This is a genomic window from Streptomyces maremycinicus, from assembly GCF_001184025.1.
Lineage (GTDB): Bacteria > Actinomycetota > Actinomycetes > Streptomycetales > Streptomycetaceae > Streptomyces > Streptomyces maremycinicus.
Map to the genome: position 1 here is coordinate 484,460 of NZ_BBYG01000011.1, position 25,710 is coordinate 510,169.

General features: G+C 73.2%; 21 protein-coding genes. 13 read left to right on the plus strand and 8 right to left on the minus strand.

The genetic code is table 11. From position 1 onward, the window contains the following. Positions 1 to 37: 37 nt before the first annotated feature. From AOQ37_RS12580 to AOQ37_RS12590, 3 genes are all read left to right on the plus strand, one after another. Positions 38 to 577, plus strand: coding sequence for a hypothetical protein (locus tag AOQ37_RS12580; protein WP_159401335.1), 540 nt, complete (start codon positions 38 to 40; stop codon positions 575 to 577). Positions 578 to 707: 130 nt separating this feature from the next. Next, a complete protein-coding gene (locus AOQ37_RS12585) occupies positions 708 to 1,802 on the plus strand; it encodes a GNAT family N-acetyltransferase (RefSeq protein WP_062644243.1) in 1,095 nt (364 codons plus the stop codon). A 534-nt stretch (positions 1,803 to 2,336) separates the two neighbouring features. Beyond that, the gene (locus AOQ37_RS12590) at positions 2,337 to 2,753 is read left to right on the plus strand and encodes an XRE family transcriptional regulator (protein WP_234436882.1); all 417 of its coding nucleotides are present in this window, start codon (positions 2,337 to 2,339) and stop codon (positions 2,751 to 2,753) included. A gap of 122 nt (positions 2,754 to 2,875) precedes the next feature. On the opposite strand, the gene AOQ37_RS12595 is transcribed toward AOQ37_RS12590, so the two are convergent. Continuing rightward, positions 2,876 to 3,538, minus strand: a complete 663-nt coding sequence (locus tag AOQ37_RS12595) for a TetR/AcrR family transcriptional regulator (RefSeq protein WP_062644245.1) — start codon at positions 3,536 to 3,538, stop codon at positions 2,876 to 2,878. A 252-nt stretch (positions 3,539 to 3,790) separates the two neighbouring features. On the opposite strand from AOQ37_RS12595, the gene AOQ37_RS12600 reads away from it, so the two are divergent. The 6 genes from AOQ37_RS12600 to AOQ37_RS12625 all read left to right on the plus strand — a co-directional run bounded on the left by AOQ37_RS12600 (position 3,791) and on the right by AOQ37_RS12625 (position 10,532). Further along, the gene (locus AOQ37_RS12600) at positions 3,791 to 4,372 is read left to right on the plus strand and encodes a hypothetical protein (protein ID WP_062644247.1); all 582 of its coding nucleotides are present in this window, start codon (positions 3,791 to 3,793) and stop codon (positions 4,370 to 4,372) included. A gap of 546 nt (positions 4,373 to 4,918) precedes the next feature. Continuing rightward, entirely contained in the window at positions 4,919 to 5,398 is a 480-nt protein-coding gene (locus AOQ37_RS12605) for a lamin tail domain-containing protein (RefSeq protein ID WP_062644512.1), read from the plus strand. A 240-nt stretch (positions 5,399 to 5,638) separates the two neighbouring features. Beyond that, positions 5,639 to 6,730, plus strand: a complete 1,092-nt coding sequence (locus tag AOQ37_RS12610) for a hypothetical protein (RefSeq protein ID WP_234436883.1) — start codon at positions 5,639 to 5,641, stop codon at positions 6,728 to 6,730. Between the two features lie 112 nt (positions 6,731 to 6,842). Next, on the plus strand, positions 6,843 to 8,468 hold the full coding sequence (locus tag AOQ37_RS12615) for a sulfite oxidase (RefSeq protein ID WP_374701497.1): 1,626 nt from the start codon (positions 6,843 to 6,845) through the stop codon (positions 8,466 to 8,468). A gap of 134 nt (positions 8,469 to 8,602) precedes the next feature. Beyond that, complete coding sequence (locus AOQ37_RS12620) at positions 8,603 to 9,262, plus strand: fasciclin domain-containing protein (protein WP_062644257.1); 660 nt, start codon at positions 8,603 to 8,605, stop codon at positions 9,260 to 9,262. Positions 9,263 to 9,470: 208 nt separating this feature from the next. After that, positions 9,471 to 10,532, plus strand: a complete 1,062-nt coding sequence (locus tag AOQ37_RS12625; protein WP_062644259.1) for an NAD(+)/NADH kinase — start codon at positions 9,471 to 9,473, stop codon at positions 10,530 to 10,532. Positions 10,533 to 10,582: 50 nt separating this feature from the next. On the opposite strand, the gene AOQ37_RS40410 is transcribed toward AOQ37_RS12625, so the two are convergent. The 4 genes from AOQ37_RS40410 to AOQ37_RS12645 form a co-directional block, all read right to left on the minus strand. Beyond that, the gene (locus AOQ37_RS40410; RefSeq protein WP_062644263.1) at positions 10,583 to 11,587 is read right to left on the minus strand and encodes a hypothetical protein; all 1,005 of its coding nucleotides are present in this window, start codon (positions 11,585 to 11,587) and stop codon (positions 10,583 to 10,585) included. A gap of 51 nt (positions 11,588 to 11,638) precedes the next feature. Then, positions 11,639 to 13,771 carry a M48 family metalloprotease gene (locus AOQ37_RS12635; RefSeq protein WP_062644265.1) on the minus strand — a complete coding sequence of 711 codons (2,133 nt, stop codon included), beginning with the start codon at positions 13,769 to 13,771 and terminating at the stop codon, positions 11,639 to 11,641. After that, a complete protein-coding gene (locus tag AOQ37_RS12640) occupies positions 13,768 to 14,397 on the minus strand; it encodes a hypothetical protein (RefSeq protein ID WP_062644270.1) in 630 nt (209 codons plus the stop codon). Before AOQ37_RS12640 ends, AOQ37_RS12635 begins: the two co-directional genes overlap by 4 nt. Positions 14,398 to 14,468: 71 nt before the next feature. Then, positions 14,469 to 15,362: a hypothetical protein gene (locus AOQ37_RS12645; protein ID WP_062644272.1), complete on the minus strand. Its 894-nt coding sequence runs from the start codon at positions 15,360 to 15,362 to the stop codon at positions 14,469 to 14,471. Between the two features lie 443 nt (positions 15,363 to 15,805). Between AOQ37_RS12645 and AOQ37_RS12650 the strand changes: the two genes are divergently transcribed. Together AOQ37_RS12650 and AOQ37_RS12655 are read left to right on the plus strand one after the other, a co-directional pair. Continuing rightward, positions 15,806 to 17,860 (plus strand): phosphocholine-specific phospholipase C, encoded by a 2,055-nt coding sequence (locus AOQ37_RS12650; protein WP_062644274.1) that lies wholly within the window; start codon positions 15,806 to 15,808, stop codon positions 17,858 to 17,860. 91 nt (positions 17,861 to 17,951) lie between these two features. Then, positions 17,952 to 18,770 carry an LURP-one-related family protein gene (locus AOQ37_RS12655; protein ID WP_062644276.1) on the plus strand — a complete coding sequence of 273 codons (819 nt, stop codon included), beginning with the start codon at positions 17,952 to 17,954 and terminating at the stop codon, positions 18,768 to 18,770. Positions 18,771 to 18,818: 48 nt separating this feature from the next. Here AOQ37_RS12655 and AOQ37_RS12660 read toward each other — a convergent pair whose 3' ends face one another. Both AOQ37_RS12660 and AOQ37_RS12665 read right to left on the minus strand, forming a co-directional pair. Then, on the minus strand, positions 18,819 to 19,769 hold the full coding sequence (locus AOQ37_RS12660; protein WP_062644278.1) for a DMT family protein: 951 nt from the start codon (positions 19,767 to 19,769) through the stop codon (positions 18,819 to 18,821). Then, on the minus strand, positions 19,766 to 20,563 hold the full coding sequence (locus AOQ37_RS12665; protein WP_062644279.1) for a phosphatase PAP2 family protein: 798 nt from the start codon (positions 20,561 to 20,563) through the stop codon (positions 19,766 to 19,768). The genes AOQ37_RS12660 and AOQ37_RS12665 overlap by 4 nt, the downstream gene beginning before the upstream one ends. A gap of 248 nt (positions 20,564 to 20,811) precedes the next feature. Between AOQ37_RS12665 and AOQ37_RS12670 the strand changes: the two genes are divergently transcribed. Next, on the plus strand, positions 20,812 to 21,426 hold the full coding sequence (locus AOQ37_RS12670; RefSeq protein ID WP_062644281.1) for a TetR/AcrR family transcriptional regulator: 615 nt from the start codon (positions 20,812 to 20,814) through the stop codon (positions 21,424 to 21,426). Between the two features lie 201 nt (positions 21,427 to 21,627). On the opposite strand, the gene AOQ37_RS12675 is transcribed toward AOQ37_RS12670, so the two are convergent. Next, complete coding sequence (locus tag AOQ37_RS12675) at positions 21,628 to 22,677, minus strand: DUF2510 domain-containing protein (protein WP_062644284.1); 1,050 nt, start codon at positions 22,675 to 22,677, stop codon at positions 21,628 to 21,630. A 287-nt stretch (positions 22,678 to 22,964) separates the two neighbouring features. Here AOQ37_RS12675 and AOQ37_RS12680 point away from each other — a divergent pair, with 287 nt between their 5' ends. After that, entirely contained in the window at positions 22,965 to 25,679 is a 2,715-nt protein-coding gene (locus tag AOQ37_RS12680) for an ATP-binding protein (protein WP_062644285.1), read from the plus strand. Positions 25,680 to 25,710 lie beyond the last annotated feature (31 nt).

Consider the following 25,710-nt stretch of genomic DNA (forward strand, 5'->3'; position numbering starts at 1 on the left):
TTGCCGTCGGTCCGTCGACGGCAAGGCCCGGCGAGGGGTGTTACCCGCCCTGGGCCTGGCGGTGACCGCGACGGCCCTGGCCGCCGCCGGCTACCACCTGGTCTTCGCGCGTTCGATCTCCTTCGCCGCCTGCCTGTTGGTGGTGCCGATCCTGTTCGCGAGTGCGCTGCCGCGGTCCCGGGCGGCCGGGTCGGACGCCCTGCTGCCCGACCTCTGCGCCATGATCCTGGCGCAGGCCGTGGCCTGCTGCTGGTTCGCTGTCGCCGCCTCCGGGCCGGGGGGCACGGGCGGGCCGCTCCACGGCGGCGAGGGCGGCGCGGTCCATCTGGCGATGACCCTGGTCACGGTGTGCGCGCTGCGCGCCGTGGCGCGTTCCCGGTCCCGGCTGTCCGCCACGGTCCAGGCGGGTCCGCGCGCCTTCTTCCACCGCCTGCGCGCTCTGCTGCGCCCGCGGAGGCGCACGGACCTGGACGTCGGCCCGGGCCGGTTCCGCGCAGCCCGCGCCGACGACGACGAGCACGGCCCGGAGGTGCTGCTCACCGGCGCGGTCGGCCGCCGAGGCCCTCCCCTGAGCTGACGTCCCGTCACAGGTACGTCCCGACAAGCACGCTGGAGAACGCCTCGGCGCCCCATGCCCGAGCCGTCGCACGCCTCGAACGCCCGCCGGACGACTCGTCCTGCCGCGAAACCAGGACTCAGGACCTCTCATGACGACTCCACGTATCGACATCGTGCACGCCGGTGACCTCGCGCCGAGCGACCTCGCCCGCTGGAACGAACTACGGCACGCCGCGACCGGCGCCACCGCCAACCCCTTCATGAGCGCCGAGTTCACCCGGGCCGTCGGCCGCGTACGCCGTGACGCCCGCGTGGCGGTACTGCGCCGCAAGCGGCAGGCCGTCGGCTACTTCCCCTACCAACGGGGCCGGTGGGGCCACGGCCGCGCGGTCGGTCTGGGGGTGTCCGACTGCCAGGGTGCCGTCCTGCATCCCGACGACGCGCGCCTCGACCCGCGCCACCTCATGCGTGCCTGCTCCCTGAACGCCTGGGAGTTCAACCATCTCGAAGGCGGGCAGGACCTGTTCCTGCCGTACGCGACGGGCCGGTTCGCGTCTCCCGTCGTCGATCTCGCACAGGGCTACGCCGCGTACGAAACCCACCTGCGCGCCCACTCGCGGAGCCTGCTGAAATCGACCCGGGCCCAGGAGCGCCGCCTGGCCCGGCACCTCGGCCCGCTGCGCTTCGTCCACGACGAGCGCCACCCGGCGGCGCTGAGGACCCTTGTCGGCTGGAAGTCGGCCCACTACCGCCGCACCGGTCGCCGTGACCCGTTCGAGCAGCGGTGGATCGCCGGCCTGGTGCGCCTGCTGGCCGACACCACCGCACCGGACTGCTCGGGCGTCCTCTCGGTGCTCTACGCCGCCGACCGTCCCGTAGCCGCCCACTTCGGTCTGCGCTCCCGCACGGTCCTGTCCTGCTGGTTCCCCTCCTACGACCGCGACCTCGCCACCTTCTCGCCCGGCCGGATCCTCTACCTGCGCATGATCGAGGCCGCCGCCGCTTCCGGCATTCGGCTGGTCGACTTCGGCCGGGGCGAGGCCGCCTACAAGAACGCCTTCAAGACGGGTGACCTCACGGTCCACGAAGGCGCCCTGCGCACGGTCGGTCCGGGTGCCGCGCTGCACTGGCTCCGGCACGAGCCGCTCCGGGCGGCTCATCGGCTGGTGCGCGAACACCCGGCCCTGAAGAGCGCAGCCGTACGCACCCTCGGTGTCGTGGGGGCGGTGCGGAGCTCCGGGTAGAGCGGACGACCGGCCCGGCAGGCGGGAGGGCAGGCGCACGGGCGGACGGGGGGACGGGCGGACGGGGGACGGGCGCACGGGCGCACGGGCGGACGGGCGGCAGGGTGACCGGGGAGGTGTCGGGCCCTTCGCCGCGCGAGGTCGGCGGATGCCGGAGACGGCGAGAGAACTCCCGCTCGTCCGGTCGTGATGCCCTGTCGATCATGACGAACCTGCCCCTGAGGACGGCCGGGCGGCGCGCCGGGGTGACCTGCGAGGCATGGGTGAGGGGCGACCGTGCACAAGTGAGGTGCATATGTCGTAGGCACGGATATGCGGCGACGAGACTTTGATCATGAGCAGGACCGTGCGGGGTGCCCGCACCGGGCTCACCGATCGACGCGCGTTCCGGACTGCCTTCGGGGCGAACCGGATGCGTCGGCGCAGACACGCACCACCGAGCAACAAGAAGGGCCGCCCCCCGTGAACAGACCGCCGTTCTCTCCCGCTGCCGCTCTGTCGGCCAGACAGGGTCTCGGGATATCGCCTCAGCAGGTGGCGGAGCAGCTGAACGCGTGCGGAGTTCCCGCCGACGTCTCCCTCGTCCACGCGTGGGAGAGCGGCGAGCACCGCCCCGCCGAGCACGAACTGATCGCCCTCGCGGACGTCCTCTGGTGCCGGACCACGGACCTGATGGGGATCGAGGAACCGCGAACGCTGGGGGAGCACCGGCTGGCGCGGCAGTTCACCACGGACAGGCTTGCCCGGTCCATCGGAATGGACCCGGCCCAGTACGAGCAGGCCGAGCAGCGAGACCTCTGGGCCGGTGACGAGCGCCAGACGGCCGCGCTGCTGCGGCTGCTGAACCTCACCCCGCTCCAACTGGCCAGGGTCGTCGAGCGGCCCGGTCCGTCCCGGCCGGAACTCTCGACGCCGCCGAAGCCGACCCTGCGGCGCGTGCGGTCACGTTGAGAACCGCCTGACGTCTCGCCGTGCGGCGGGAGGCGGGGCGGTCGTCGGCCGCTCGCGTTCCCGGAAGCGGGGGTGCCGAACGGGAGGCTCGATCGCGGGCCGATGGGCGCCCGCCCGCATCGTCATGCCGGAAGCGCGGCCGGCGCGTCCCCTTCAGACGCCGGTCGTGCCGGTGGTGCCGATACCGAGGGCGCCGGCGCCGGTGCTGTGGCTTTGGCCAGGATGCCCTCCACACCGTGCAGGAACGTCTCGCAGATCGGCGCCGGGTCGGAGAGGCAGCCGGCCGCCATGGCGCCGTCCCGGAGCATGACGAAGTGCCGGCCCGCCGCGTCGGCCGGAGTGTGGCCGGCGTCTTCCAGCAACTCCGTGGCGGTCTCCAGGAACCACTGCCGATGGGCCAGTACGGCCTGGTGGACGGGGTGTGCGGAGTCGGGATACTCGGCTGCCGCGTTCAGGAAGGCGCAGCCGCGGAACCCGGAGGACCGGATGCCTTCGGCGACGAAGCGGCTCACGGCCCGGACCGTGTCGGCTGCCGACAGGCCTTGTGCCCGGATCGCGGCCACCTGCCCCCGGATGCCCTGATCGGCCTGCTGGAGGTAGGCGAGGATCAGTTCGTCCTTGCCCTTGAAGTGCCGGTACAGGGTGGCGCGAGTGACCTGCGCGTCCGCGATGATCCGGTCCACGCCGACCGAGTGGATCCCTTCGGCGTAGAAGATCCGGGTCGCCGTGCCGAGCAGTCGCTCCCGCGCCTCGGATCTGCCTCTGCCTTCTGCCTCCGCGCTCATGGTGCCGACGATAGCAGCCGATGAGGGAGAACGTTCGGTCTTGACAGGGGAGGTGCTGCCGCTTTTGATGAGGGAAGACCGAACGTTCTCCCTCATCTTCTCCTTCCCCTTCCCTTCTCCCTCTCCCGTCCATGCCCGGCGCTTGCCGGGACCGGTGGCTCGCCCGACGAGGGCCGTACCGCAGCCGCACAGGCCGGTGCCCTCCGGCCCGGCCGGTCCCGTGGCAAGCGCCCATCGCCGAAAGGACCCGCCATGGGATCCTCCGTCTCCGCCCCCGTCGCCGCCTCCGTGAGCGGCACCGCAGCACTGCGCCGTCTCTACTTCCTGCGCTTCGCGTTCGCCGCGGTATGGGCCGTCCTCCTGTTCACCGCCACCGACGAACTGAACCCCCTGAGCACGACCTTGCTGGTGATCTACCCCGTGTTCGATGTGGCGTGTGCGGTGGTCGACCTGAGGTCCGCCAAAACGGACCGCCGATCAGTGCGCGGTCTCCAGGTGAATGTCGCGCTCAGTGCCCTCGCCGCCGCAGGTCTCGCCGCCGCCGCCACCTCGGGCGTCCCGGCCGTCCTGCGGGTCTGGGGCTCCTGGGCCGTCACTGCCGGACTCGTCCAACTCGTCGTCGCCGTCCATCGGCGCGGCATGGCAGGGCAGTGGCCGATGATCGCCAGTGGCGCCATCTCCACTCTCGCCGGAACCTCGTTCGTGATCCAGGCCGGCAAGGCCGACGCCTCCTTGAGCGGCCTGGGCGGCTATGCCTTCCTGGGCGGGGTCTTCTTCCTCGTCTCCGCACTCCGCCTCGCGCGAGCCGACAAGATGGCCGGCCTTGTCTCTTGACGCATCGGCGGCGCGAACGGCACGCGGAACTCGCACCAGGGGCCGCGTGCCGAGCCGTACGGCAGGCCGTTCCCCCGGCGTCGGCAGGGGGGTGGCTCGCCCGCCGTCCGTGCCGCTACCGGATCCGGCGTCACAGGGGGCCCGGTCGTCGCCCGGTGCGGTGGACCGGCGGTACTCCTCGACCATCGTGCCCCGTGCGGCTGCCGTCGTGGAGCTGTCCTGCTGTTACTCACTTTCGGGTGATGGCCTTGGTCGATCCGCCGCGGCGAGTCCGGTCGGGGTGGGCCTCCGGCCCGCGTTCGCAAGGGAATCGCGCCTGGCGACTCGTCAACTTCGTGCACAAGCCGCATACATGGAGGTTACAGTCGAGCATCACGGCAATGTGGACAACAGGTAACGCAGGCTGCGTTTTCGCTCCATTCCCCTCCGTGGTGGACATGCTGGGGACGCGGCTGTCCGGCCGCCACCGCACACCGCACCAGCCCTCGCGCCGGCCATGACACCTACACCGGGCCGGGGTGGGTGCCGCACCGTCAGGGGGACTTCTTGTCCGCTTCTGCTTCCTTCACCGCTCGCCGTTCGGCCGCTGCCGCGCTCGTGGCCGCCGCTCTGGTCTCGGTGGCGGCGCTGCCGGCCGCGGCGGCCGACCACGCCCGCCCGCATCGGGCGCGGGTGGAGATCTCGACCGTCCAGCACGGCTCCCCGGGGCGCGACGACCGCTCCAACCGCTCGCTGAACAGGGAACGGGCACAGCTGACCAACCCCACCCGCCACACGGTCGACCTGGACGGCTGGACCCTGAGCGACGAAGACGGTCACTCCTACACGTTCCACCACTACCGCCTGGCCCCGCAGTCCTCGGTCCGCGTCCACACCGGCAAGGGACGCGACACCCGCGGCGACCTCTACCAGAACCGCCGCGCCTACGTGTGGGACGACGACCGCGACACCGTCACCCTGCGCGACAGCCGAGGCCGCACCGTCGACGACTACTCCTGGGGCCACCGCCGCGGCGGCCGCCGCTGACCCACCCGGGTCAGGTCGTGCGGGCCGCGCGCCGAGGACGAGTGCCCTTCGGCCGTGTCCGGTTCGGCGGGCACGTGGCGCGTCGGGCCGCCGGGTGTGCCGCGTCGGGCCGCCGCATGTGCAGGAGTTACCCGCCCGGCCCGCGATCGCCCGGGCGGGTACAACCATTTGGCGAAGCCGCACGTCTTCGTCGGTGATCGCACTGACGAGGAGACCATCATCACCGCCATACGAAAGACCTTGACCGCCACCGCAGTTGTCGGCGCCGTCCTGGTGGGTTCGGCCGCCTGTGGCACCGTGGAGCAGCTGACCGCGGGCAAGAGGCTCGACGAGGCCTTCGACAAGCTCGCGAGCGAGAAGTCGATCTCCTTCGAGCTCGATCTGGACACGGACGCCCAGAGCCTGAAGGCCCTGGACGCCTCGATGGATCCGGAGCCCGGCGAGGAGATGACGGACGAGGTCGCCGATCTGCTGAGCGGCGCGAAGATCAGTGTCACGGTCCAGTCGAAGAAGCCGATCGGGGAGTCCGGGGAGAAGGACTACGTCGGCATGGCGATGAAGATCAGCACCGAGGACGGCGATCTCACCGAGTACCGGGTCATCGGCGACTACGCCTACATCCGCTCCGATGTGAACGCCCTCGGCAAGGCCATGGGCTTTCCCGTGCCCTCGACGAAGGACCTTCCCCCGGAGGCGGGCGGGCTCAAGAAGGTACTCGAGGGAGAGTGGGTGAAGATCAACACCAAGGAGATGGAGAAGACCACCGCCGAGATGGGCGCGGAGCCGGGCGCGGCGCCCGAGCCGGAGCCCACCCTCGACGCCGAGGCGCAGAAGCAACTGCTGGAGGCGCTGCGCGAGACCGTCGCCCGCGAGGTCGCCTTCAAGACCGCCGGTGACGAGGACGGCGCCGAGCACATCACCGCCACCGCTCCGTTCCGCACGCTCGTCACCGAGTTCCTCGGCGAGATCCGTCCGCTCGCGAAGAGCCTCCCGCCGGGCATGGAACTGCCCACGGACAAGGACCTCAAGGACGCCCCGAACGCCAAGGTCACAGCCGACTTCACCCTCGACGACGGTGAGTTGACCGAGGTCTCCGTCGATCTCGCGAAGCTGGCCGAGAACGCGAAGGTGAAGAAGCTCGGGCTCGTGGTGCGGATGAGCGAGGGGCACAAGCCCGCGGCCCCGGCCGGCGCCACCGAGCTGGACATGGAGGAGATCCTGGGCGGGTTCGGCGCCGCGATGATGGATGACGAGGCCTTCCTCGGGGACGAGGAGTTCCCCGAGGACGGGGCTCTCCTCGACGACTCCGCGCTCCTCGAGGGCGCGGCCTAGCCACGCGCCACGGCACGTGGGTAGATCCGTTGCGAAGCGGCGTACGGATTGGTCCGGAAGGAGAATTCCTTCGATCGGATGAGCGACCAATCCGTGCCGCGTCCAGGCCCGGATTCCCCATGTGACAGACGACGGGAAGAACAGGCGGACTCCGCGGAGCGGGACGCGGCCGGCGCTCGGTGCGCTCAGCGGTGTCCTCGCGGGATGCGCCGCCCTCGCCGTCGCCGAACTGGCGGCGGGCCGGGTGCGTCCGCAGGCCGGTCCGGTGGTCGCGGTCGGTGGTGCCGCGATCGACCGGACGCCCGCGGCGGTGAAAGCCTGGGCGATCCGGAATTTCGGCACCGACGACAAACTCGTCCTCCAGCTCGGGATCCTCGCCGTACTCGCCCTGTTCGCCCTCGCCCTGGGTGCTCTCGCACCGCGGTACCGGCGGAGCGGGTCCGCCGGGGTGCTCCTGCTCGGCGCAGTCGGAGCGGCCGCGGCGATCGGCCGGCCGGATTCCACGGGGCTCACGGACGCGCTGCCCTCCGCCGTGGGCGGGGTCGCCGGAGCCTTCCTCCTGTACTTCCTGGCCGGCCGTCTCGCGTTGCGTGCGCCCGCACCGGGCGGCGCGGGAGGCACGGAGGGCGCGGCGTTCCCGGGACCGGAGTGGGACCGGCGGGGGTTCGTGCTCGCGGCGAGCGCGGCCGCGGTCGCGTCCGCCGGGGCCGGAGTGCTCGGCCGCGTGCTGAACGCGACGAGCGGCCGTGACGCGGTCGCCTCCCGCGAGGATCTCGTCCTGCCCGCCCCGGACTCGCCCGCTCCGGCGGTGCCCCGGGCCGCGCAGGTGCGGATCCCCGGGATCAGCTCCTTCACGACGCCGAACCAGGACTTCTACCGTGTGGACACCGCCCTGGTCGTGCCCAAGGTCGACGCGACCGCCTGGCGGCTGCGCGTCCACGGCCGAGGGGTCGTCCGTCCGGTCACGCTGTCCTTCGACGATCTGCTGCGGCGGGATCTGATCGAGCGTGACATCACCCTGACCTGTGTGTCGAACGAGGTCGGCGGCCCGTACGTGGGCAACGCCCGCTGGCTCGGCGTGCGCCTGGCCGATCTGCTGACCGAGTGCGGGGTCCGGCCTCCCTCCGCGGGAGGACCCGCCGATCAGCTGGTGGCCCGGTCGGTGGACGGCATGACGCTCGGCAGCCCGGTCGAGGACGTCATGGACGGCCGCGACGCCCTGCTCGCCGTGGGGATGAACGGCGAACCGCTGCCCTTCGCGCACGGCTTCCCGGTCCGCATGGTGGTGCCCGGCCTCTACGGCTACGTCTCCGCGTGCAAGTGGATCGAGGACATCGAACTCACCACGTTCGACGCCTACGACCCCTACTGGGTGAAACGCGACTGGGCCCGCAGGGCGCCGGTCAAGACCCAGTCCCGCATCGACACGCCCAAACCCTTCGCCCGCCCCGGAGCCGGCACCGTCATGGTCGCGGGGGTGGCCTGGGCCCAGCACCGCGGTATCGACAAGGTCGAGGTCCGCGTCGACGACGGCCCCTGGCAGCCGGCCCGCCTCGCGGCCGAGGACTCCCGTGACACCTGGCGCCAGTGGTCCTTCCCCTGGCAGGCGACCAGGGGCGGCCACACCCTCACCGTGCGCGCTACCGACCGCACCGGCGCGGTGCAGACCGAAGAACGCGCCCGCACGGTGCCCGACGGCGCCAGCGGCCGGCACTCCGTCGTGGTCACCGTCGACTGACCCCCGACCCCTCAGACCCCCAGCCAGACCCCAGACCCCAGACCCACGTCACCTTCCCTCCACCCATTTCCCCACGGATTTCCGCCCCCCCGAGGAACGCAGCGCTCGCTGCGGCAACCAACAGGAGAAACCCCATGAACACCCGTATCCGCCGTGTCGCCATGACCGTGACCGCCGCCGCCCTTCTGCCGCTCGCGCTGAGCGCCTGCTCGGACGACGGCAGCGGGACGAGCGGCGCGGACTCCTCCGCGAAGACCGCGGCGTCGGCCACCGCCTCCGACGACGGCATGGCCGGCGCCGGCAGCACCGCCGCCTCGGACGAGCCGTTCGGACCTGCCTGTTCGTCGGTGCCCGCGAGCGGCGCCGGCTCCTTCGACGGGATGGCCCAGGACCCGGTGGCCACCGCGGCGTCCAACAACCCGGCCCTGTCCACGCTGGTGACGGCGGTGAAGAAGGCAGGCCTGGTCGACACCCTCAACAACGCCCAGAACATCACCGTGTTCGCCCCGACCAACGACGCATTCGCCAAGATCCCCAAGGCCACCCTGGACAAGGTCCTCAACGACAAGGCCCAGCTGACGAAGATCCTCACCTACCACGTGGTGGGTCAGCAGCTCACCCCGAAGGACCTGGAGAACGGCTCCTTCACCACGCTGGAGAAGTCCGAGCTGACGACCTCGGGCTCGGGCGAGTCCTACACCGTGAACGACTCCGCCAAGGTGGTCTGCGGGAACGTCAAGACCGCCAATGCCCACGTCTACATCATCGACACCGTCCTGATGCCCACCGGCTGACGGCACATCGGACGCCGGGCACCGCACCGCCGGTGCCCGGCGCCCGGCGTCCGGCGCCCGGCGTCCCGGGGGGGCTGAATGGCTGGCACGGAGGCGACAGGGCCGGTCCGGGTGTCACACCATCGAGGAGAAGCAGGTCGCGGGGCGGCACCGGGTGTGCCGCGCACGGCGGCCACCCCCTGGTGACCGAGACCGTCCGGAGGCGGATGTGACAGTGAACCGGCTGGGCCTGGTCGTGCACGGCGGACGTCCGGAGGCCGTGGCGGCGGCGGACCTCGTCCGCGCGTGGTGCGCGGAACACGCCGTGGCCTGCGCGGACATCGACGTGTGGCACGACGGCGGGCGGCGCGGCGCCCGCGAGGAGGTCGAGGCCGCGGGCCACCCCGACCTCGTGGTGACCCTGGGCGGCGACGGCACCTTTCTGCGCGGCGCCCGGCTGGCCGCCGCCAACGACGCCCTGGTCCTGGGGGTCGACCTGGGCCGGGTCGGCTTTCTGACGGAGGTGTCGGCGGCCGGGGTGCGTTCGGCCCTGGACGCGGTGCGGGAGGGCCGGTTCGAGGTCGACAGCCGGATGCTGCTGGCGCTGCGGGCCTCGCGCCGGCTGGAGGTTCCGGCGGGCATGGAATCGCTCATCGAGTACGGCCGTGGGCCGCTCCTGCCCCCTCCGCAGGTACGGCCCGACTGCGAGGTCGACAAGGACTGGGGCATCCCGCTGGACGTCACCGCGCTCAACGACATCGTGGTGGAGAAGCTGGTCAGGGACCGCCAGGTGTCGGTCGGGGTCTATGTCTCCGGGCGGCTCCTGGCCTCCTACTCGGCCGACGCGCTGCTCGTCGCCACGCCGACCGGCTCGACCGCCTACAGCTTCGCCGCGGGCGGGCCCGTCGTCTCGCCCCGGGCGGAGGCCCTCGTCTTCACACCGGTGGCCCCGCACATGGCCTTCGACCGTTCCGTCGTCACCGCCCCCGACGAACCCGTCGGACTGCGTCTGCTGGAGCGTTCGGGAACGGCAGCCGTCAGCATCGACGGCCAGTTGCGCGGTGTGCTCGACCCGGGAGAATGGATCGGCGTGTACGCCGCCCCGCGCCGCCTGCGGGCCGTCCGGCTGGGCCCGATGGACTTCTACGGACGGCTGCGCGAGCGGATGAACCTGACCGACGCCCCGGCAGCCGTCGCGGACGGTTCCCCCGCCCCGCTCTGGTCCTTCACGACGCCACCACCCGGCGACCTCGCCCATCTGTCCCTGCCGACGGCCCCGGACCGTGCCTGACCGGGCAGCCGCGCCCCGGCCCCTTCGCCGCGACGCGGGACGGGGATTCCTCAGGGGACGCGTGACGCCGCCGTGCGGGCCAGGGACAGCGTGCGGGAGCGGGAGGGCGCCGTGGGACTGCCCGCCTCGCTGAGGACGACCAGGGTCTTGCCCACGACCACCAGGACCAGGGTCTCCTGGACGGTGAAGGTCTCGCTGGTCGCGGTGACCGTGGCGTGCCACGACGCGTCGCCGATGCCCGCCGCGCCGTGCGCCACCACCCGCTCGGTGCCGGTCATGCCGTCGCTCCAGCCGATGGCGAACTCGGCGCAGCCGGACAGCACGGCCGCCGCCTGCTGGAGGTCCTGCCGCGCACCCGAGCCCGGCAGCGCGCGCACCACCTCCTGGAGGAACGGACCGCTCTGGCTCTGGGCGAAGGTGGCCCTGGCCTCGACCGCGCCGGCACGGGTACTGCGGTAGGACTCCAGCGCGTTGAGCGTGCTGACGCACTCGGGGCGGTCCGAGCGGGTGGGGGGATCGTTGCGCAGGTCGGTCCGTACGTAACCGGCGGGGAGCTGGCCCGTCGTCAGCAGCGCGGACGACAGCCGGGCGGCGGTGGGCAGCTCGGGGCCGGCCTGGGTGCCCCCTCCGGAAGACGAGCGGCCACCTGATCCCGACCCCGACCCCGACCCTGTGCCCGAGCCGCCGCCGCTTCCGCTTCCGCCGGATCCCGTGCTCCCTCCGCTTCCGCCTCCCGCGCCGCCGGTCCCCGACGCGCCGGAACCTCCCGTACGGCCCGTCCTCCCCGAACCGCTCGCGCTCTTCGAGGGGGAAGGGGAGCCGGACGAGGCCTTCGTGGAGGCTGAGGCGGAGGCGGAGGCGGACGGGGAGCCGGAGGGGGCCGGGGCCCCGGTGGCCGGCGACGACAGCGACGGATCGACGGGGACGACGGTGTCCGCCCGGTCGGTGGCGTGGCCGCACGCGGTGAGCGCCGTGGCCAGGAGCGCGGCCGTGACCGGCACGGTGGTGAACCGGTGTCGGCGGGCGGTGGTCGTGGTGGTGGTCGGCCGGCTCATGCGTGCCTCCTCGGAGAGCGGGTGGACCGTCGGGTGCGGGAGCGCGCGGGCTCAGCGGTGGTAGCGGAAGTACAGGTCGCAGCGCAGGAGCGAGGCGACCAGCGCCTCGGAGTCCACCGGACCTGCGGGGTCGCGCAGCAGTACGGCGGAGGCGGCGCTGAAGACGGTGTCGTCGAGGCCGCCGAGCAGTGCGGCCGTGTCGAGCCGGCGGCGCGGGTCGGTCCAGACGACCGTTCCGCCGAGGTTCAGCGCACGGCACACGAGCCCGGTGTCCGCCCGCAGCCGCGCGGTGCGCTCCTCCTCGGGCGGGAGGACGGGGAGATCCTCCAGGGGCACGATCTCGTCACCGGTGGTGGCCGCCGACCCGGGCCGGACGGTGACCGAGGCCGGGGGACCGGAGGACCGGGCGGCCGATGCCGTCGGCGCCTGCCCGAAGTCGCCGCCGACCGTGGCCCACCCGGCCCCGGCCGCGACGACGACCCCGGCGAACGCGAGCACGGCCACCGGCCGGAACCGGCGGGCGACGCTCCCCCGCGCGGCCCGCCGCCTCGCCGCGGCGAGAGGAACCAGCGCCCCGACGACGGCCACCAGAACCCCCGTCACCCACCAGGGTGTGGCGATCACGCTCCACCGGATGTCCGGGGCGGCACGGGCCGCGACCAGGCGGGCGAAGAGGAACCAGCTGCCCAGCGGCACGGCGACCAGGACTCCGGAGAGGACGACGGCCGCCGCGCACGCGGGTGCCGAGCGCGGACCGCTGACCGCGGCCCCGGCGGCCCGGGCGAGAGAGGTGGTCCAGGTGGCGAACAGCGCCCCGCCGATCACCAGGGCCGCCGTCAGGGCGAGCACCTGGGCGAGGGGAGCGTGCACGAGGGAGAGCGCCGTGGCCAGTCCGTCCGCCGTGCCCGTGTCGCGCACCCAGTCGCCCGCGGCCCGCCCGGACAGCTGGCTGCCCACGAGCACGCCGAGACCCAACGCGGCCCCCGCCCGTGCCGGACGGCGGCCCGACGCGTCCCGGTGTCCCACCGCGACGGCCCGCCACCAGGCCACGACCACCACCCCGGCGACCGCCCAGCCGGTCAGCAACCCCGTGATGTGGTAGGCGAGTCGGGCTCGCGTCGGCATCAGGGAAGCCACCAGCAGCGTCAGTTCGGTGAAGAGCAGCCCCGCGGCCAGTCCGGTGGCCAGGCATTCGGTCGCCGTGACGCCCCAGGAGCGCGCCGGGTCCGCGAGCACGTCGAGGCGGGCTCTGGAGGTCGGATGGCTGGCGAGGCCCGCGGCCCGCAGCACCCGTCGGCGGCGGCTCGGCGGCTGGTCGGAGGCGACATGCTCGGCGGTGGCGCCCAGCGGCGCGCGCGGATCCGCCTCCGCCGCGAGATCGGCGTCGTGCTCCCGCACCCGAAGGACCGCGCACAGGGTGAGCAGCATGATCACCAGGACGACCGGCATCCGCGCCAGCAGACCCGCGGTGAGCTGACCGGGGTCCAGCAGCAGGGCCGCGCCGACCGGCAGGGTGACCCCCGCGAGCAGGATCCACCAGGCGGCGACGGCGAGCCGTACCCGACCCACGTCCCGCAGGCGCAGATGGGCCAGTTCGTGGCGGAACACGGCCTCCACCTGACGGTCGGGCAGGTTGAAGACATTCGAGTCGGCCACGATCCACGGCTCGCGCCGGGTGCCGGAGGCGCGGGCGCCGACCCCGACCCGCCGCCCGCGCACCCACAGCGTCGGCCGGGGCCCTCCCGGAGCGCCGTCCCCGTCGGGCAGTACGGCGGCCAGCCTCGCGGAGAGCGACGAGCGGTCGGGCTCCGCCGCCCACCGCCACAGGCTCAGCCGGCGGCCGGCGGCCCGGCCGAGCAGGGCGAGGGCGAGCAGCGCGAGCGGCCCGCACAGCACGACCGCCGACTGCGCCAGCCGGACGTCGTTGACGCAGCCCGTGAAACGGTCGAGGACCCGGTCGGGCGGGCCCCCCGCGGCGGGCAGACAGGCGAGCTGGGCGCCCGGCCAGTTGCCCTGTCCCAGGACCAGCCACCACCACGTCGCGAACGAGGCGCCCGCGCACGCGACGAGGACCAGCAGCACCAGCCGGGTGGTCGTCGGCAGCGGCAGCGGGCTGGAGACGAGCGCGCGAGCGGTGTCCCGTCGGACGGCGGCGGACCTGGCGGCGCCCGGCGCACCGCTCACGACGGCGGTGTGCGCGCGGGTGCCTGGACCTCACCCGCTTCCTCGCGGACGGCGGCCGGACCGGCTTCCTCGTGCCCGGCGACCGCACCCGACTCCCCGTTGGCGGCCGACGGACCGTCTGCCTCGTGCGAGTCCGCCGCCGGTCCGGGCGCGGGCTCCGCCGGCGGACGTACCACGGCCACGACGACGAGATGGGCGCACGCCGCGGCCTGCGCGGGTGACAGCCGGACGGCCCGGCCCTGGGCCAGCGCCCAGGCGGTGAGTTCCTGTGGCGTCACCCCGGCGAGCTCGGGGAGGGCGGAGGTCAGCGCCGTACGCCGCTCGTCGGTCGCGGCGCCGCGCGCCCGCCGTCGCCGCCACCACCGCCCGAGTCGGCTGCCGCCCGCCCGGATGCGTCCGGAGGCGAGGTCGGCGAGGATCTGCGAGACCACCGCCACGAGCACCGGCAGCAGGACGGCCGTCTGGACGCCGTCGCCCAGCGGGTCCCCGGCCGGACGGTGCAGGGGCTGCGGGGGATAGGGCCGGGCGGCATAGGCCCGGCAGGTCTCGTCGAGCTTCTCCAGTTCGGCCGGTGCGAGGCCGCGGACCACTTCACGCAGGACGTCCTGCCCCGTGCGCTGGTGCATGAATTCCTCCCGTAAGGACGGACCGGTGCTGCGCGTACGAGTCCTGTGGCGGTGTCCCGTCCGCCGTCGGGTCAGCCGCGTCCGTGGCGCCGGCGCCGGGTCGCGGCGAGGGCGGCCCCGGCGGCGACCACGAGAGCGGCCGTGCCGGCGGCGGCCAGTGCGGGGCTCCCGCTGTCCGCCAGCCGCCCCCCGCTCGTTCCGCCGGACAGCGCCTGCGGCCCCGGCGGCACCGGTACGGCGGACAGTGACGGTTCACCGGACGAGCCGGGCGGGCCGGACGGAAACGCGGTCGCGGAAGCAGAGGCGGAGGCGGAGAGGGAAGGGGAAGCGGAGGGGGAGGCCGGACCGCCGGTACCTCCGCTCGCACTCGCACTGCCGGACGACGACGGAGATCCCGTGGCCGGCGGCCGTGCGACGACGGCGTAGGACGCCTTGCCGTCCATCAGGGCCACCGGGTCGATCAGCGGGCTGGGCTGGATGAGGCCCTGTGCCACGAACTGGACGGTGTTCGCGGTCGGCACCTGGGCGGCGAGCGCGATGCGCAGGCCGATCCGGGCGGTGCCGTTCGCCGGCAGCGAGCCCACGGACGGCAGACCCGCGTCCGTGCTGAGGAAGCCGGTGAGCGCGGTCTGGCCCGGCGTCAGCTCCACCGCCCGCCACACGGCCGCGGCCGCGTCGAACCACTCCACGGTGACCTGCTGCGGCGTCAGCGGTGTGGCGGGCGGAGCGAGCCGGATACCCACGGAGACGATGAAGCTGTCCGTGATGTCCGTGTCCAGCGTGTTGTGGAACAGGGCGTCGACGGCCAGCGGGGCCCCGCCGGGTGTCAACTGTCCTGTTGCTGGGGCGAGTTCGACATACGGTGCGACCGGGTCGGCGGCCTGGGCCGGTGCCGCGGAGAACAACGGCAGCACCAGGAACGCGGCACAGCTGAGCAGGGTGGTGAAAAACGCGCTACGGCGCACGACGACCAGCTCCCCCCGGCGCGCGCCCCCAGCGCGCTTCCTGGCGTGATACCGGAAAGTTTAAAGGATTAAGTACCCATAGCGATAGGCTCGTTATATTCGGTCGTAAATGAACAGAAGTTGTCCTTTTTCGCTACTGAGGCGAGAGGGGCGGTCGGGCCCCGGGTCGGCCGTCCCCGAGCCGGTCGGCCGCCCCCGAGCCGGTCGGCCGCCCCCGAGCCGGTCGGCCGTCCCCGTGCCGGTCGGCCGGAAGCCGCCGAGGGAACCCTCGCGGAGGCCCTTGGGGATCTCTTGGCCTGTCGCACCCCCCTCGTACCGTCGACTTTCACGCTGACGTCATCCGACCCTTCCCTGACGTTCGGTGCCCTTGGAACACTCCTTGCGCGCGCATTGCGTCAAGAACCGGCAGGCGCAGCCCCTTCCGTACGAGAGGTGCCTCACCCATGCCCGAAGTCAACCGGCGCCGATTCCTCCAACTCGCGGGCGCCACAACGGCGTTCACCGCTCTCTCCGGCAGCATCGAGCGTGCCGCCGCGCTGCCCGCGAACCACCGCACGGGGTCGATCGAGGACGTCGAGCACATCGTGGTCCTGATGCAGGAGAACCGATCCTTCGACCACTACTTCGGCACAGTGCGGGGGGTCAGAGGCTTCGGCGACCCCCGCCCGGTCACCCTCCCGAACGGCAAGTCGGTCTGGCACCAGGCGGACGGCGCCGGCAAGGACGTGCTCCCCTTCCACCCGGACGCCGACGATCTGGGCCTCGCCTTCCTCCAGGATCTCCCGCACGGCTGGAACGACGGCCACGCCGCCTTCGACAACGGCAAGTACGACAAGTGGGTGCCCGCCAAGAGCGCCACGACGATGGCGTACCTGACCCGCGAGGACATCCCCTTCCACTACGCGCTCGCCGACACCTTCACCGTCTGCGACGCCTACCACTGCTCGTTCATCGGCTCCACCGACCCCAACCGCTACTACCTGTGGACCGGACACACCGGCAACGACGGCAGGGGCGGCGGCCCGGTCCTCGGCAACGACGAGGTCGGCTACAACTGGACGACGTACCCCGAACGCCTCGAGCGGGCCGGGGTCTCCTGGAAGATCTACCAGGACATCGGTGACGGCCTGGACGCGCAGGGCAGCTGGGGCTGGATCCAGGACGCCTACCGCGGCAACTACGGCGACAACTCGCTGCTCTACTTCAAGCAGTACCAGAACGCCGGGCCCGGCGACCCGCTGTACGACAAGGCGCGCACCGGCACCGACGCCCGTACCGGCGAGGGCTACTTCGAGCGGTTGAAGGCGGACGTCAAGGGCGGCAAGCTGCCGCAGATCTCCTGGATCGTCGCCCCGGAGGCCTTCACCGAGCACCCCAACTGGCCCGCGAACTACGGCGCCTGGTACGTCGCCCAGGTTCTCGACGCGCTGACCTCCGACCCGAAGGTGTGGGCGAAGACGGCCCTGTTCGTCACCTACGACGAGAACGACGGCTTCTTCGACCACCTGCTCCCGCCGTTCCCGCCGGCCTCCCCGGCGCAGGGCCGCTCGACGGTCGACGTGGGCCTCGACGTCTTCCCGGGCGACAGCGGCCACGCCGCCGGCCCCTACGGACTCGGCCAGCGGGTGCCGATGCTCGTCATATCGCCCTGGAGCAAGGGCGGTTACGTCTGCTCCGAGACGCTGGACCACACCTCGGTCATCCGGTTCATGGAGCGCCGCTTCGGCGTCCACGAGCCGAACATCTCGCCGTGGCGGCGCGCCGTGTGCGGTGACCTGACCTCCGCGTTCGACTTCTCCCGCCCGGACACCCGGCCGGTCGTCCTGCCGGACACCGACGGCTACGAGCCCCCGGACAAGGGCCGCCACCCCGACTACGTGCCCACCCCGCCGGCCGTGCCCGTCCTGCCGAAGCAGGAGCGCGGCTCGCGGCCCACCCGCCCGCTCGGGTACGCGCCCGCCGTGCACGGCGCGGTGGACCCGACCGCGGGCACCCTCACCCTCACCTTCGCCTCCGGGGCCAGGGCAGGCGCCGCCTTCCTGGTCACCTCCGGCAACCGCGCCGACGGGCCGTGGAGCTACACCACCGGGGCCGGCGCGACCGTCTCCGACACCTGGAACTCGGCGTACTCGGGCGGCGCGCACGACCTCACCGTGCACGGCCCGAACGGATTCCTGCGCGCCTTCAGGGGAGCCGGCAAGGCGGCCGGGCCCGAGGTGACCGTCCGGCACGTCGACGCCGGGCTCGAACTGACCTTCACCCACCGGGGCTACGGCACGGTGGAGCTGAGGCTGACCGACGGCTACGGCGGCCGGCCCACGACCGTCAGGCTGCGGCCCGGCGGATCGCTGAAGCGCACCCTGGACCTGCGGGCGAGCCACCGGTGGTACGACCTCACCGTCACGTCGAGCGCCGACCCGGCGTTCCTCAGGCGGTTCGCCGGGCACGTCGAGAACGGCCGACCCGGGGTGAGCGACCCGGCGATCGTCACGGAGTGACCCGCTGGCGCCGGGGGCACGGCAAATGGGTGATGGGCACCGGATCGTGGGGGCTGGTCAGGTCCCTGCGGGCTCGGGGTAATGTGCCCCGGTGACCACGCATTCGAACACACCTTCAGGCTGGTACCCGGACCCGCACGGGGCGGCCCAGACCTTGCGTTACTGGGACGGCGCCCGGTGGACCGAGCACACCCACGAGGACGGCAAGGGCCAGGCCGCGCCGCAGGTGCCCCACCAGGCGGGGCCGGACCAGCGCGTCCAGCGCCAGGTGCAGCAGCAGGCCGGGGTCGCGGCGGGCGGCCCCGGCGGCGGCACCCTGTTCAGCGAACCGGTGCTGGTGGTGAACCAGAAGGCCAAGCTGATCGAGCTGACCAACGAGTACAAGGTCATGGACCAGCAGGGCGGTCAGCTCGGCTCGGTCGTCCAGGTCGGCCAGAGCGCGCTGCGCAAGATCCTCCGCTTCGTCGTCAGCATCGACCAGTACCTGACGCACAAGCTGGAGATCCGCGACGTCCACGGGCAGCCGGTGCTGCTGCTGACGCGTCCGGCGAAGTTCCTCAAGTCGCGGGTGGTCGTGACGCGCCCCGACGGGCAGCCGGTCGGCGAGATCGTGCAGCAGAACGTCTTCGGGAAGATCAACTTCGCCATCAACGCGGACGGCCGCCAGATCGGCGCGATCAAGGCGGAGAACTGGCGGGCCTGGAACTTCGCGATCGTCGACCACGCCGACAACGAGGTCGCCCGGATCACCAAGACCTGGGAAGGCCTCGCCAAGACGATGTTCACCACGGCGGACAACTACGTCCTCCAGATCCACTACCAGCTGCCCGAGCCGCTGCTGAGCCTGGTCGTCGCCACGGCCCTGACCGTGGACACCGCGCTCAAGCAGGACGCGCGCGGTCTGGGCTGACGCCCGCCGTGCCCGGGTGACACCCCGCGGGGTGTCACCCTGCCGGAGCTAGAGCGGGGTGAGGTGCTCCGGTCCGGTCGCGGGCCGGGGCAGCAGTGCCGGTTCGGCCGACGCCGTCCGCGCACTCAGCGCCAGCACCACCGCCACGGGATGGTCGTCCTCGTCCTCGACGGCACCGGGCTCCGGCGCGGCCCGGGACAGCAGCACCACGCCCCACCCGGCGACGCCCGCTCCCGCCAGCGCCAGGAGCACACCCGCCGCCCCGCCCTGGAGGCGTTCGCCCAGGAGCGCGAGGCCGATCGCCGCTGCGGCCACCGGGTTCGCCAGGGTCACCATCGCCAGCGGCGCGCCGAGCCCGCCTCGGTATGCGGTCTGCGACAGCAGCAGCCCGGCCGTCGCGAAGGCCGCGACCAGCAGCGCCACCCCGATCACCTGCACGCTGAGCAGCGGGCCGGAACGGTCCGTCGCGGCCACCGTCACGGTCTGGGTGAGGGCCGAGGCGACCCCCGACGCGAAGCCGGACGCGGTCGCGTGCCGCAGTCCCGGCTTGGCGCCGCGCCGGGCCAGCAGCCCGATGAGCGCCGCGGTCGCGCCCGCCACCGCCACCGCCTCCGGCACGCTCAGGACGTCCTCGGGAGCCGGGCCGGACGCGGTGACCAGGATGGCGGCCAGGCCGGCCAGGGTGAAGGCGGTGCCCCGCCACTCGGCCGCGCTGACCCGGCGCCCCGCGACCCGCGCGCCCATCGGCACCGCCGCGACCAGGGTGAGCGCGCCGAGCGGCTGCACCACGGTCAGCGGTCCGTACTTGAGGGCGACCACGTGCAGCAGCGCGGCGGCGGCGTTCAGCCCGACCGAGCACCACCAGGAGCCGTTGCCGAGCAGGCGCAGCAGGCCCGTGCCGGGGTGCCGGGAGGCCAGCCTCTCCTGGGCGACGGCGGCGGCCGCGTAGGCGACGGCCGAGAAGAGGGACAGGACGACGGCGACCAGGGTGGCGTTCACCGGCCCGCCCCCACGAGGATCCGGTCCTCGGCCGGGGCGGGGGCGGTCGTACCGCGTCCCGCCGTCGTGGCCGTGCGCCGGGGGGCGTGGATCAGCGCGAGCGCGAGGCCGAGCAGCGCGCCCGCCGCGATCGCGTCGAGCCAGTAGTGGTTCGCCGTGCCCACGATCACCAGCAGGGTCAGCAGCGGATGCAGCAGCCACAGCCACCGCCACCGCGACCGGGTGGCGACGATCAGGCCGATCGCGACCATCAGGGCCCAGCCGAAGTGCAGCGAGGGCATCGCCGCGAACTGGTTCGACAGGTGGTCCGTCCGCGGCGGGCCGTACACCGAGGGCCCGTACACGTGCGCCGTGTCGACGAGTCCCGTCGCCGCCAGCATCCGCGGCGGGGCGAGCGGCAGGGCGAGGTGCAGCACCAGGGCGGCGGCGGTGACCGCGGCCAGCACCCGGCGGGCCCACACGTAGTGGGCCGGGCGCCGCAGGTAGAGCCAGACCAGGAACGCCAGGGTGGCGGGGAAGTGCACGGTCGCGTAGTAGGTGTTCGCGACCTCGACCAGGGTGTCGCCGTGCAGCAGCAGGGCCTGGACGGAGCCTTCCCCGGGGAGCCGGAGCAAGCGTTCGACGTGCCACACGTCATGGGCGTTGCGGAAGGCCTCGCCGGTGTGGCCGGCGGCCAGCTGCCGGCCGAGCTTGTAGACGAGGAAGAGCCCCGCGACCAGCAGGAGCTCTCGGACTATGGGCGGCCGCGCCGGCGTGACCGGCTCCGCTTCCCCAGGCTCGGTGCGGGCATTCATCCCCCGGCCCCTTCACTGACGGTGGTGCGTGTGGGTGGTGCATGTGGGTGGCGCGTGCGGGTGGTGCTGCCGTGCGCGTGACTCGTGCATACACCATCGATACTATGTCGTACCGATACGCCAGTGTACCGATACGTCGGCGTACCGGTACACTGGCGTATCGATGGTGTGCGCCACACTGGACAGAGAATCCCGCGGCCGCCTCGAGACAGGCCGAAGGAACGGAAGAGAAGCGAGGGGAACGGCAGATGATGTCGCAGGCAGCGGACGGACCCGAGTCGGTCGCCGCCACGAGCCGCTCCAAGCTCACGCCCGAGCGTGAGCAGGAGTTCTTCGACGCCGTCCTCGACCAGGTCCGTGAATGCGGGTACGAAGCCGTCACCATGGAGGGCATCGCCGCCAGCACCCGGTGCAGCAAGTCCACGCTCTACCGGCAGTGGAAGACCAAGCCCCAGTTCGTCGTGGCCGCCCTGCGCTCGCGCCGTCAGGCCCGGCTCACCGGCATCGACACCGGCTCGCTCGCCGAGGACCTGCGCGAGGCCGCGCGGGCGACCGGCCGCTGGTCCACGAACGACACCAAACTGCTCCAGGCCCTCGGCCACGCCGTCACCGGCGACCAGGACCTCGCGCTGGCGCTGCGGGAGGCGATCGTCGCCCCCGAGATCGAGGCGCTGCGTGAGATCCTGCGGCGCGGGGTCGAACGCGGCGAGGTCGCCCGCGACCACCCGGCGCTGGAGTACATCCCGGCGCAGATGTTCGGCGTGATCCGCGCCCGTCCCGTCGTGGACGGGCAGTACGCCGACCAGGAGTACCTGGTCCGCTTCGTGGAGGCCGCCGTGCTGCCGGCCCTCGGCCTCACCTAGGGAAGACCGGCACAGAAACAAGACCGGCACACAGCTCAGCACCTGACTCAGGCCGCCGTCCACGGGATGACTGGACGGTGACCTGTCTCGCGCCGCACCGTGGGGACGGGGGCGGCGCGCACCACCCGGCCGGGTGGGGCCCCCTTGAGCGGAGGGGCGCCCCATCCGGCCGACCGTGTCACCGGCCCGTCAGGGGGCGGCTCAGACGTCCTGGCCGCTGCCGCCGCCCGTCGACACCTTGATGCCCTGGGTGATGGTGTCGATGACCGACACGCTCTGGTCCGCGTCGACGCCGAAGCGCAGCACCACCAGCCGCTTGGTGTCCGCGGGCGCCGGGAACGCCAGCGACTCGACATAGCCGTCCGCGCCCTTGCTCGTGACGGCCTTCCAGCGCACCAGGTAGCCCTTCTGCCCGGCCACCGTCACCGCCTTCGAGGCGAGCACCTCGTGCGAGGTGATCGCGCCGTAGGTCGTGCCGCCGTAGGACTCCTCGGCGTTGGCCGCGATGTCCGCCTTCGCGACCGCCTCGGCGGTCTCGCCCTTGGTCTCCAGCACCTCCACGGGCGCCGAGTACACGCCCCCCTTGGTGCAGGTCTTGGAGGTGTCGCCGGGGCACTTGTAGGAGGAGTCGGAGGTCAGCTGCGCGCCCACGCTCAGCTCCTGGCCGGTCCAGCCCTTCGGGATGGGGATGCTGATCCCGTTGAGCGCGTCGGTCACCGCACCGCTCTTGATCTTCGGCGCCTCGGACTCCTCCGGCGAGGGAGAGGCCCCGCCCGAACCCCCGGAGCCCCCCGGACCGCCGGAGCCGCCGGAGTCGCCGAACGGCCCGCCCTGGCCGCCGTTGCCGTCCTGGCCGCCCGTGCCTCCGGGTCCGCCCTGACCGCCCGGCCCCTGGGCCGTGCCGCCGCCGCCCGAGCCGTCGTCGCCGGACAGCGCGTACACGCCGACCCCGATGGCGGCCAGGACCGCGACGGCCGCGGCGACGGCTATCCCCGTCCGCAGCCCGCGCCGCGGGCCCTTGTCCGCCGGCGCCGCGGGATATCCCGGATACCCCGGATACCCCGGATACCCGGGGTGGGCCGGGTACGACCCGTCCGCCGGGGTCTGCGCCGGCGGACCCCATACGGCGGCCGAGCCCGCGGCGCGGGTCTGGTCCGTCCATGCCTTGCCGTCCCACCAGCGTTCGGTGGCGGGACCGTCACTTGTCTGCCCCGGATCGGGATACCACCCGGGAGGAGTCACCTGCGTCATGCCCCCACCGTATGAGGCATCGGTGAAAGCCGGATGAGAGGGAGGGCACTCCGTTGAAATACCTTCCCGGCGCCCCGCCGCCCGGCTGGCGTGAATTCGACGTCAATTCGGTGCCCGTCACTCGCCGTTGACGCCGGGGGACCGCTTCCGCAGGCCCGCCGGGGCGCCCCGGACCGTCGCGTGTCACCCGTGGAGGCGGGACCTGCCCGGACCGCCCTCCGCGCGGGCCCCCGGAAGGCTACGCTCGACGTCGGTACGTCGTTCGGGCGACTTGGGGAGGTAGCGGGATGACGGAGGTCAGGCCGACGGCGGCCGCGTCGGCTTCCCTGTGGGAGCGCGAGCGGGAGGTCGCCGCCATCGCCGAGGCGGTGGAGACACTCCGCGCCGACCGTTCCTCGTCGGGTCACCTGCTGGTCCTCAGGGGCGAGGCGGGCTTCGGCAAGACCGCCCTGTTGGCCGAGACACGCCGTATCGCCGAGAGCCGCGGCTGCGCGGTCTGGTCGGCCCGCGGCGGCGAGACCCTGCGGTCCGTCCCCTTCAACGTGGTACGGCAGCTGCTTCAGCCCGCCCTGCTGTCCCTGCACCCGGAGGAGGCCCGCGAGTACCTCGGCGACTGGTACGACATCGCCGGCCCCGCTCTCGGCATATTGGAACCCGGCGAGGGCCACGCCGACCCGCAGGGCGTGTGCGACGGCCTCGTCGCCGCCGTGACCCGGCTGGCCCGGCGCGACTACCCGCTCGTCCTGCTGATCGACGACGCGCACTGGGCCGACCAGGAGACCCTGCGCTGGCTCGTCGCGTTCGTCGAGCGCCTCGACGAACTCTCCGTCCTGGTCGTCGTGGCCCGCAGGCCCGGCGAGGTCAAGGGTGACGCCGCCCGCCACCTCGACGCCATCGGCACGGCCGCGGGCCGTGCCGTCACCAGCCTCAGCGCCCTGACCCCGACCGCGGTCGCCGGCCTCACCCGCGCCACCCTCGGTCCGCACGCCGACGCCGCGTTCTGCCGCGAGGTCTGGGCCGTCACCGACGGCAACCCGTACGAGACCGTCGAACTCCTCGCCAAGGTCCGCGACAGCGAACTGGAGGCGAGCGAGTCCTCGGCGGGTGAACTGCGTGCCCTGAACCGCGCGGCCCGTGGCGGCGGCCTCGTCGACCGCCTGGAGAAACTGGGCGTCGACGCCACCAAGTTCGCCATGGCCGCCGCGATCCTCGGCGCCGACATCTCCGTCGACCAGGCCGCCCTGCTCGCCGGACTCGGCCGCGACGACGCGGCGCGCTGCGCCGAACTGCTGCGCAACGCCCGCATCCTGACCGAGCCCGTCCCCGGGGCCGTCCCGGCCGGCGACGGCGATCTGGAGTTCGTCCACCCGCTGATCGCCTCCGCCGTCTACGACTCCATCCCCGGAGGCCTGCGCACCGCGATGCACGGCATCGCCGCCCAGGTCGTCACCGACGCGGGCAAGGGCCTCGCGGCCGCCTCCCGGCACCTGCTCCAGGTCCACGCGGAAGGCGACGAGGAACTCGTCGAACAGCTGCGGGAGGCCGCCCGCGAACACCTCGCCGTCGGCGCCCCCGACGCGGCCCGCCGCTGTCTGGAACGGGCCCTGAGCGAACCGCCCGCCCCCGAGGTCCACGCGCACGTCCTCTACGAACTGGGCTGCGCCACCCTGCTCACCGCCCCCGCCAGAACCATCGACCACCTGCGCACCGCGCTCGGCATGCCGGGACTCGACGGCCCCGAGCGCGTCGACGCCGTGTACCGCCTCTCCCAGGCCCTCCTGCACAACGACCAGTTGGAGGAGGCCGTCCGCACCGTCGAGGCGGAGGCCGCCCGGCACGCTCCCGGACCCGCGCGGCTGCGGCTCCAGGCGGTGCAGTTCATGTGGGAGGGCGTGCACGCCGGGGAGGCGACCACACCGCGCCGCTCCGAGAGACTCGCCGATCTCGCCGCGACCTGTACCGGCCGGGACAACGCCGAGCGCGCCCTGCTCATCCTGCGCGGCTTCGACGCCATGACCCACGGTGAGAACGCCGAGGAGGTCGCCGAGTTCTGCGACCGCGCCCTCGTCAACGGCGGCCTCGCCCCCGGGCTCGGCTGGACCGACCAGGAGTGGGGCATCGAACTGCTGATGATGCTGGCCAGCTCCTACGCCTACACCGACCGGCTCGACCGCGCCGACGCCCTCTTCAACGAGGCCCTGCGCGCTTACACCTCCGCGGGCTGGAGCGGCGGCCATCTCGCCCTGGCCCACGCCTACCTCGGACTGGGCCTGCGCCGTCGGGGCCGTCTGAAGGAGGCGGAGGAGTCCCTCAGGGAATCCCTGCGGGTCGCCGAACGCGTCGGTCGCGGCCTGCCCCTGTACTGGTCGGCCACCTGCAACCTCGTCGACACGCTGCTGGCCCGTGGCCATGTCGCCGAGGCCTGGGAGACCGCCGAGCAGTACGGATTCGCCCCGCCCTACCCGTCGACGATCGTCCTGCCCGACCCGCGCTCGGTGCGCGGCCGGCTGCTGCTGGCCGTCGGCCGGGTCAAGGACGGCGTGAACGAGCTGGAGGCCGCCGAGAAGGCGGCCGCCGTGCGCGGCCACCTCAACCCGGTGATGGTCCCCTGGGCCGTCGAACTCGCCCGGGCGCTGGCCACCGAGGACCCGGCCCGGGCGAACCGGCTCGTCTCCGAGGCCCGTCGGCAGGCCGAGCGCTTCGGCACCGACACCGCGATCGGGGAGGCCCTGCGTTGCGCCGCCGCCCTGGAGACCGGCCAGCGCGCGGTCCGGCTGGCCCAGCAGGCCGTCACCTTCCTGGAGTCCTCGCCCTGCCAGTACGAGCACGCGGCGGCCCGCGTCGAGTACGGCATCCTCGCCCGCTCGGTCTCCGAACTCAGCCGGGGCCTGTCCCTGGCACGCTCCTGCGGAGCGGACGGGCTGGTCGACCAGGCCCAACAGGCCCTGCGCGGCCTCGGCGCACCCCAAGTGGGCCTGGTTCCCGGCCAGACCAGAAGATAGCCGCGACCGGGCCACCGGCAAAGATGACATC

Bases quoted from the DNA above. Each gene is read 5' to 3' on its own strand.
- AOQ37_RS12585 (WP_062644243.1), top strand. From the start codon at position 708: ATGACGACTCCACGTATCGACATCGTGCACGCCGGTGACCTCGCGCCG.
- AOQ37_RS12595 (WP_062644245.1), bottom strand. From the start codon at position 3,538: ATGAGCGCGGAGGCAGAAGGCAGAGGCAGATCCGAGGCGCGGGAGCGA.
- AOQ37_RS12600 (WP_062644247.1), top strand. From the start codon at position 3,791: ATGGGATCCTCCGTCTCCGCCCCCGTCGCCGCCTCCGTGAGCGGCACC.
- AOQ37_RS12620 (WP_062644257.1), top strand. From the start codon at position 8,603: ATGAACACCCGTATCCGCCGTGTCGCCATGACCGTGACCGCCGCCGCC.
- AOQ37_RS40410 (WP_062644263.1), bottom strand. From the start codon at position 11,587: ATGAGCCGGCCGACCACCACCACGACCACCGCCCGCCGACACCGGTTC.
- AOQ37_RS12640 (WP_062644270.1), bottom strand. From the start codon at position 14,397: ATGCACCAGCGCACGGGGCAGGACGTCCTGCGTGAAGTGGTCCGCGGC.
- AOQ37_RS12650 (WP_062644274.1), top strand. From the start codon at position 15,806: ATGCCCGAAGTCAACCGGCGCCGATTCCTCCAACTCGCGGGCGCCACA.
- AOQ37_RS12665 (WP_062644279.1), bottom strand. From the start codon at position 20,563: ATGAATGCCCGCACCGAGCCTGGGGAAGCGGAGCCGGTCACGCCGGCG.
- AOQ37_RS12670 (WP_062644281.1), top strand. From the start codon at position 20,812: ATGATGTCGCAGGCAGCGGACGGACCCGAGTCGGTCGCCGCCACGAGC.
- AOQ37_RS12675 (WP_062644284.1), bottom strand. From the start codon at position 22,677: ATGACGCAGGTGACTCCTCCCGGGTGGTATCCCGATCCGGGGCAGACA.
- AOQ37_RS12680 (WP_062644285.1), top strand. From the start codon at position 22,965: ATGACGGAGGTCAGGCCGACGGCGGCCGCGTCGGCTTCCCTGTGGGAG.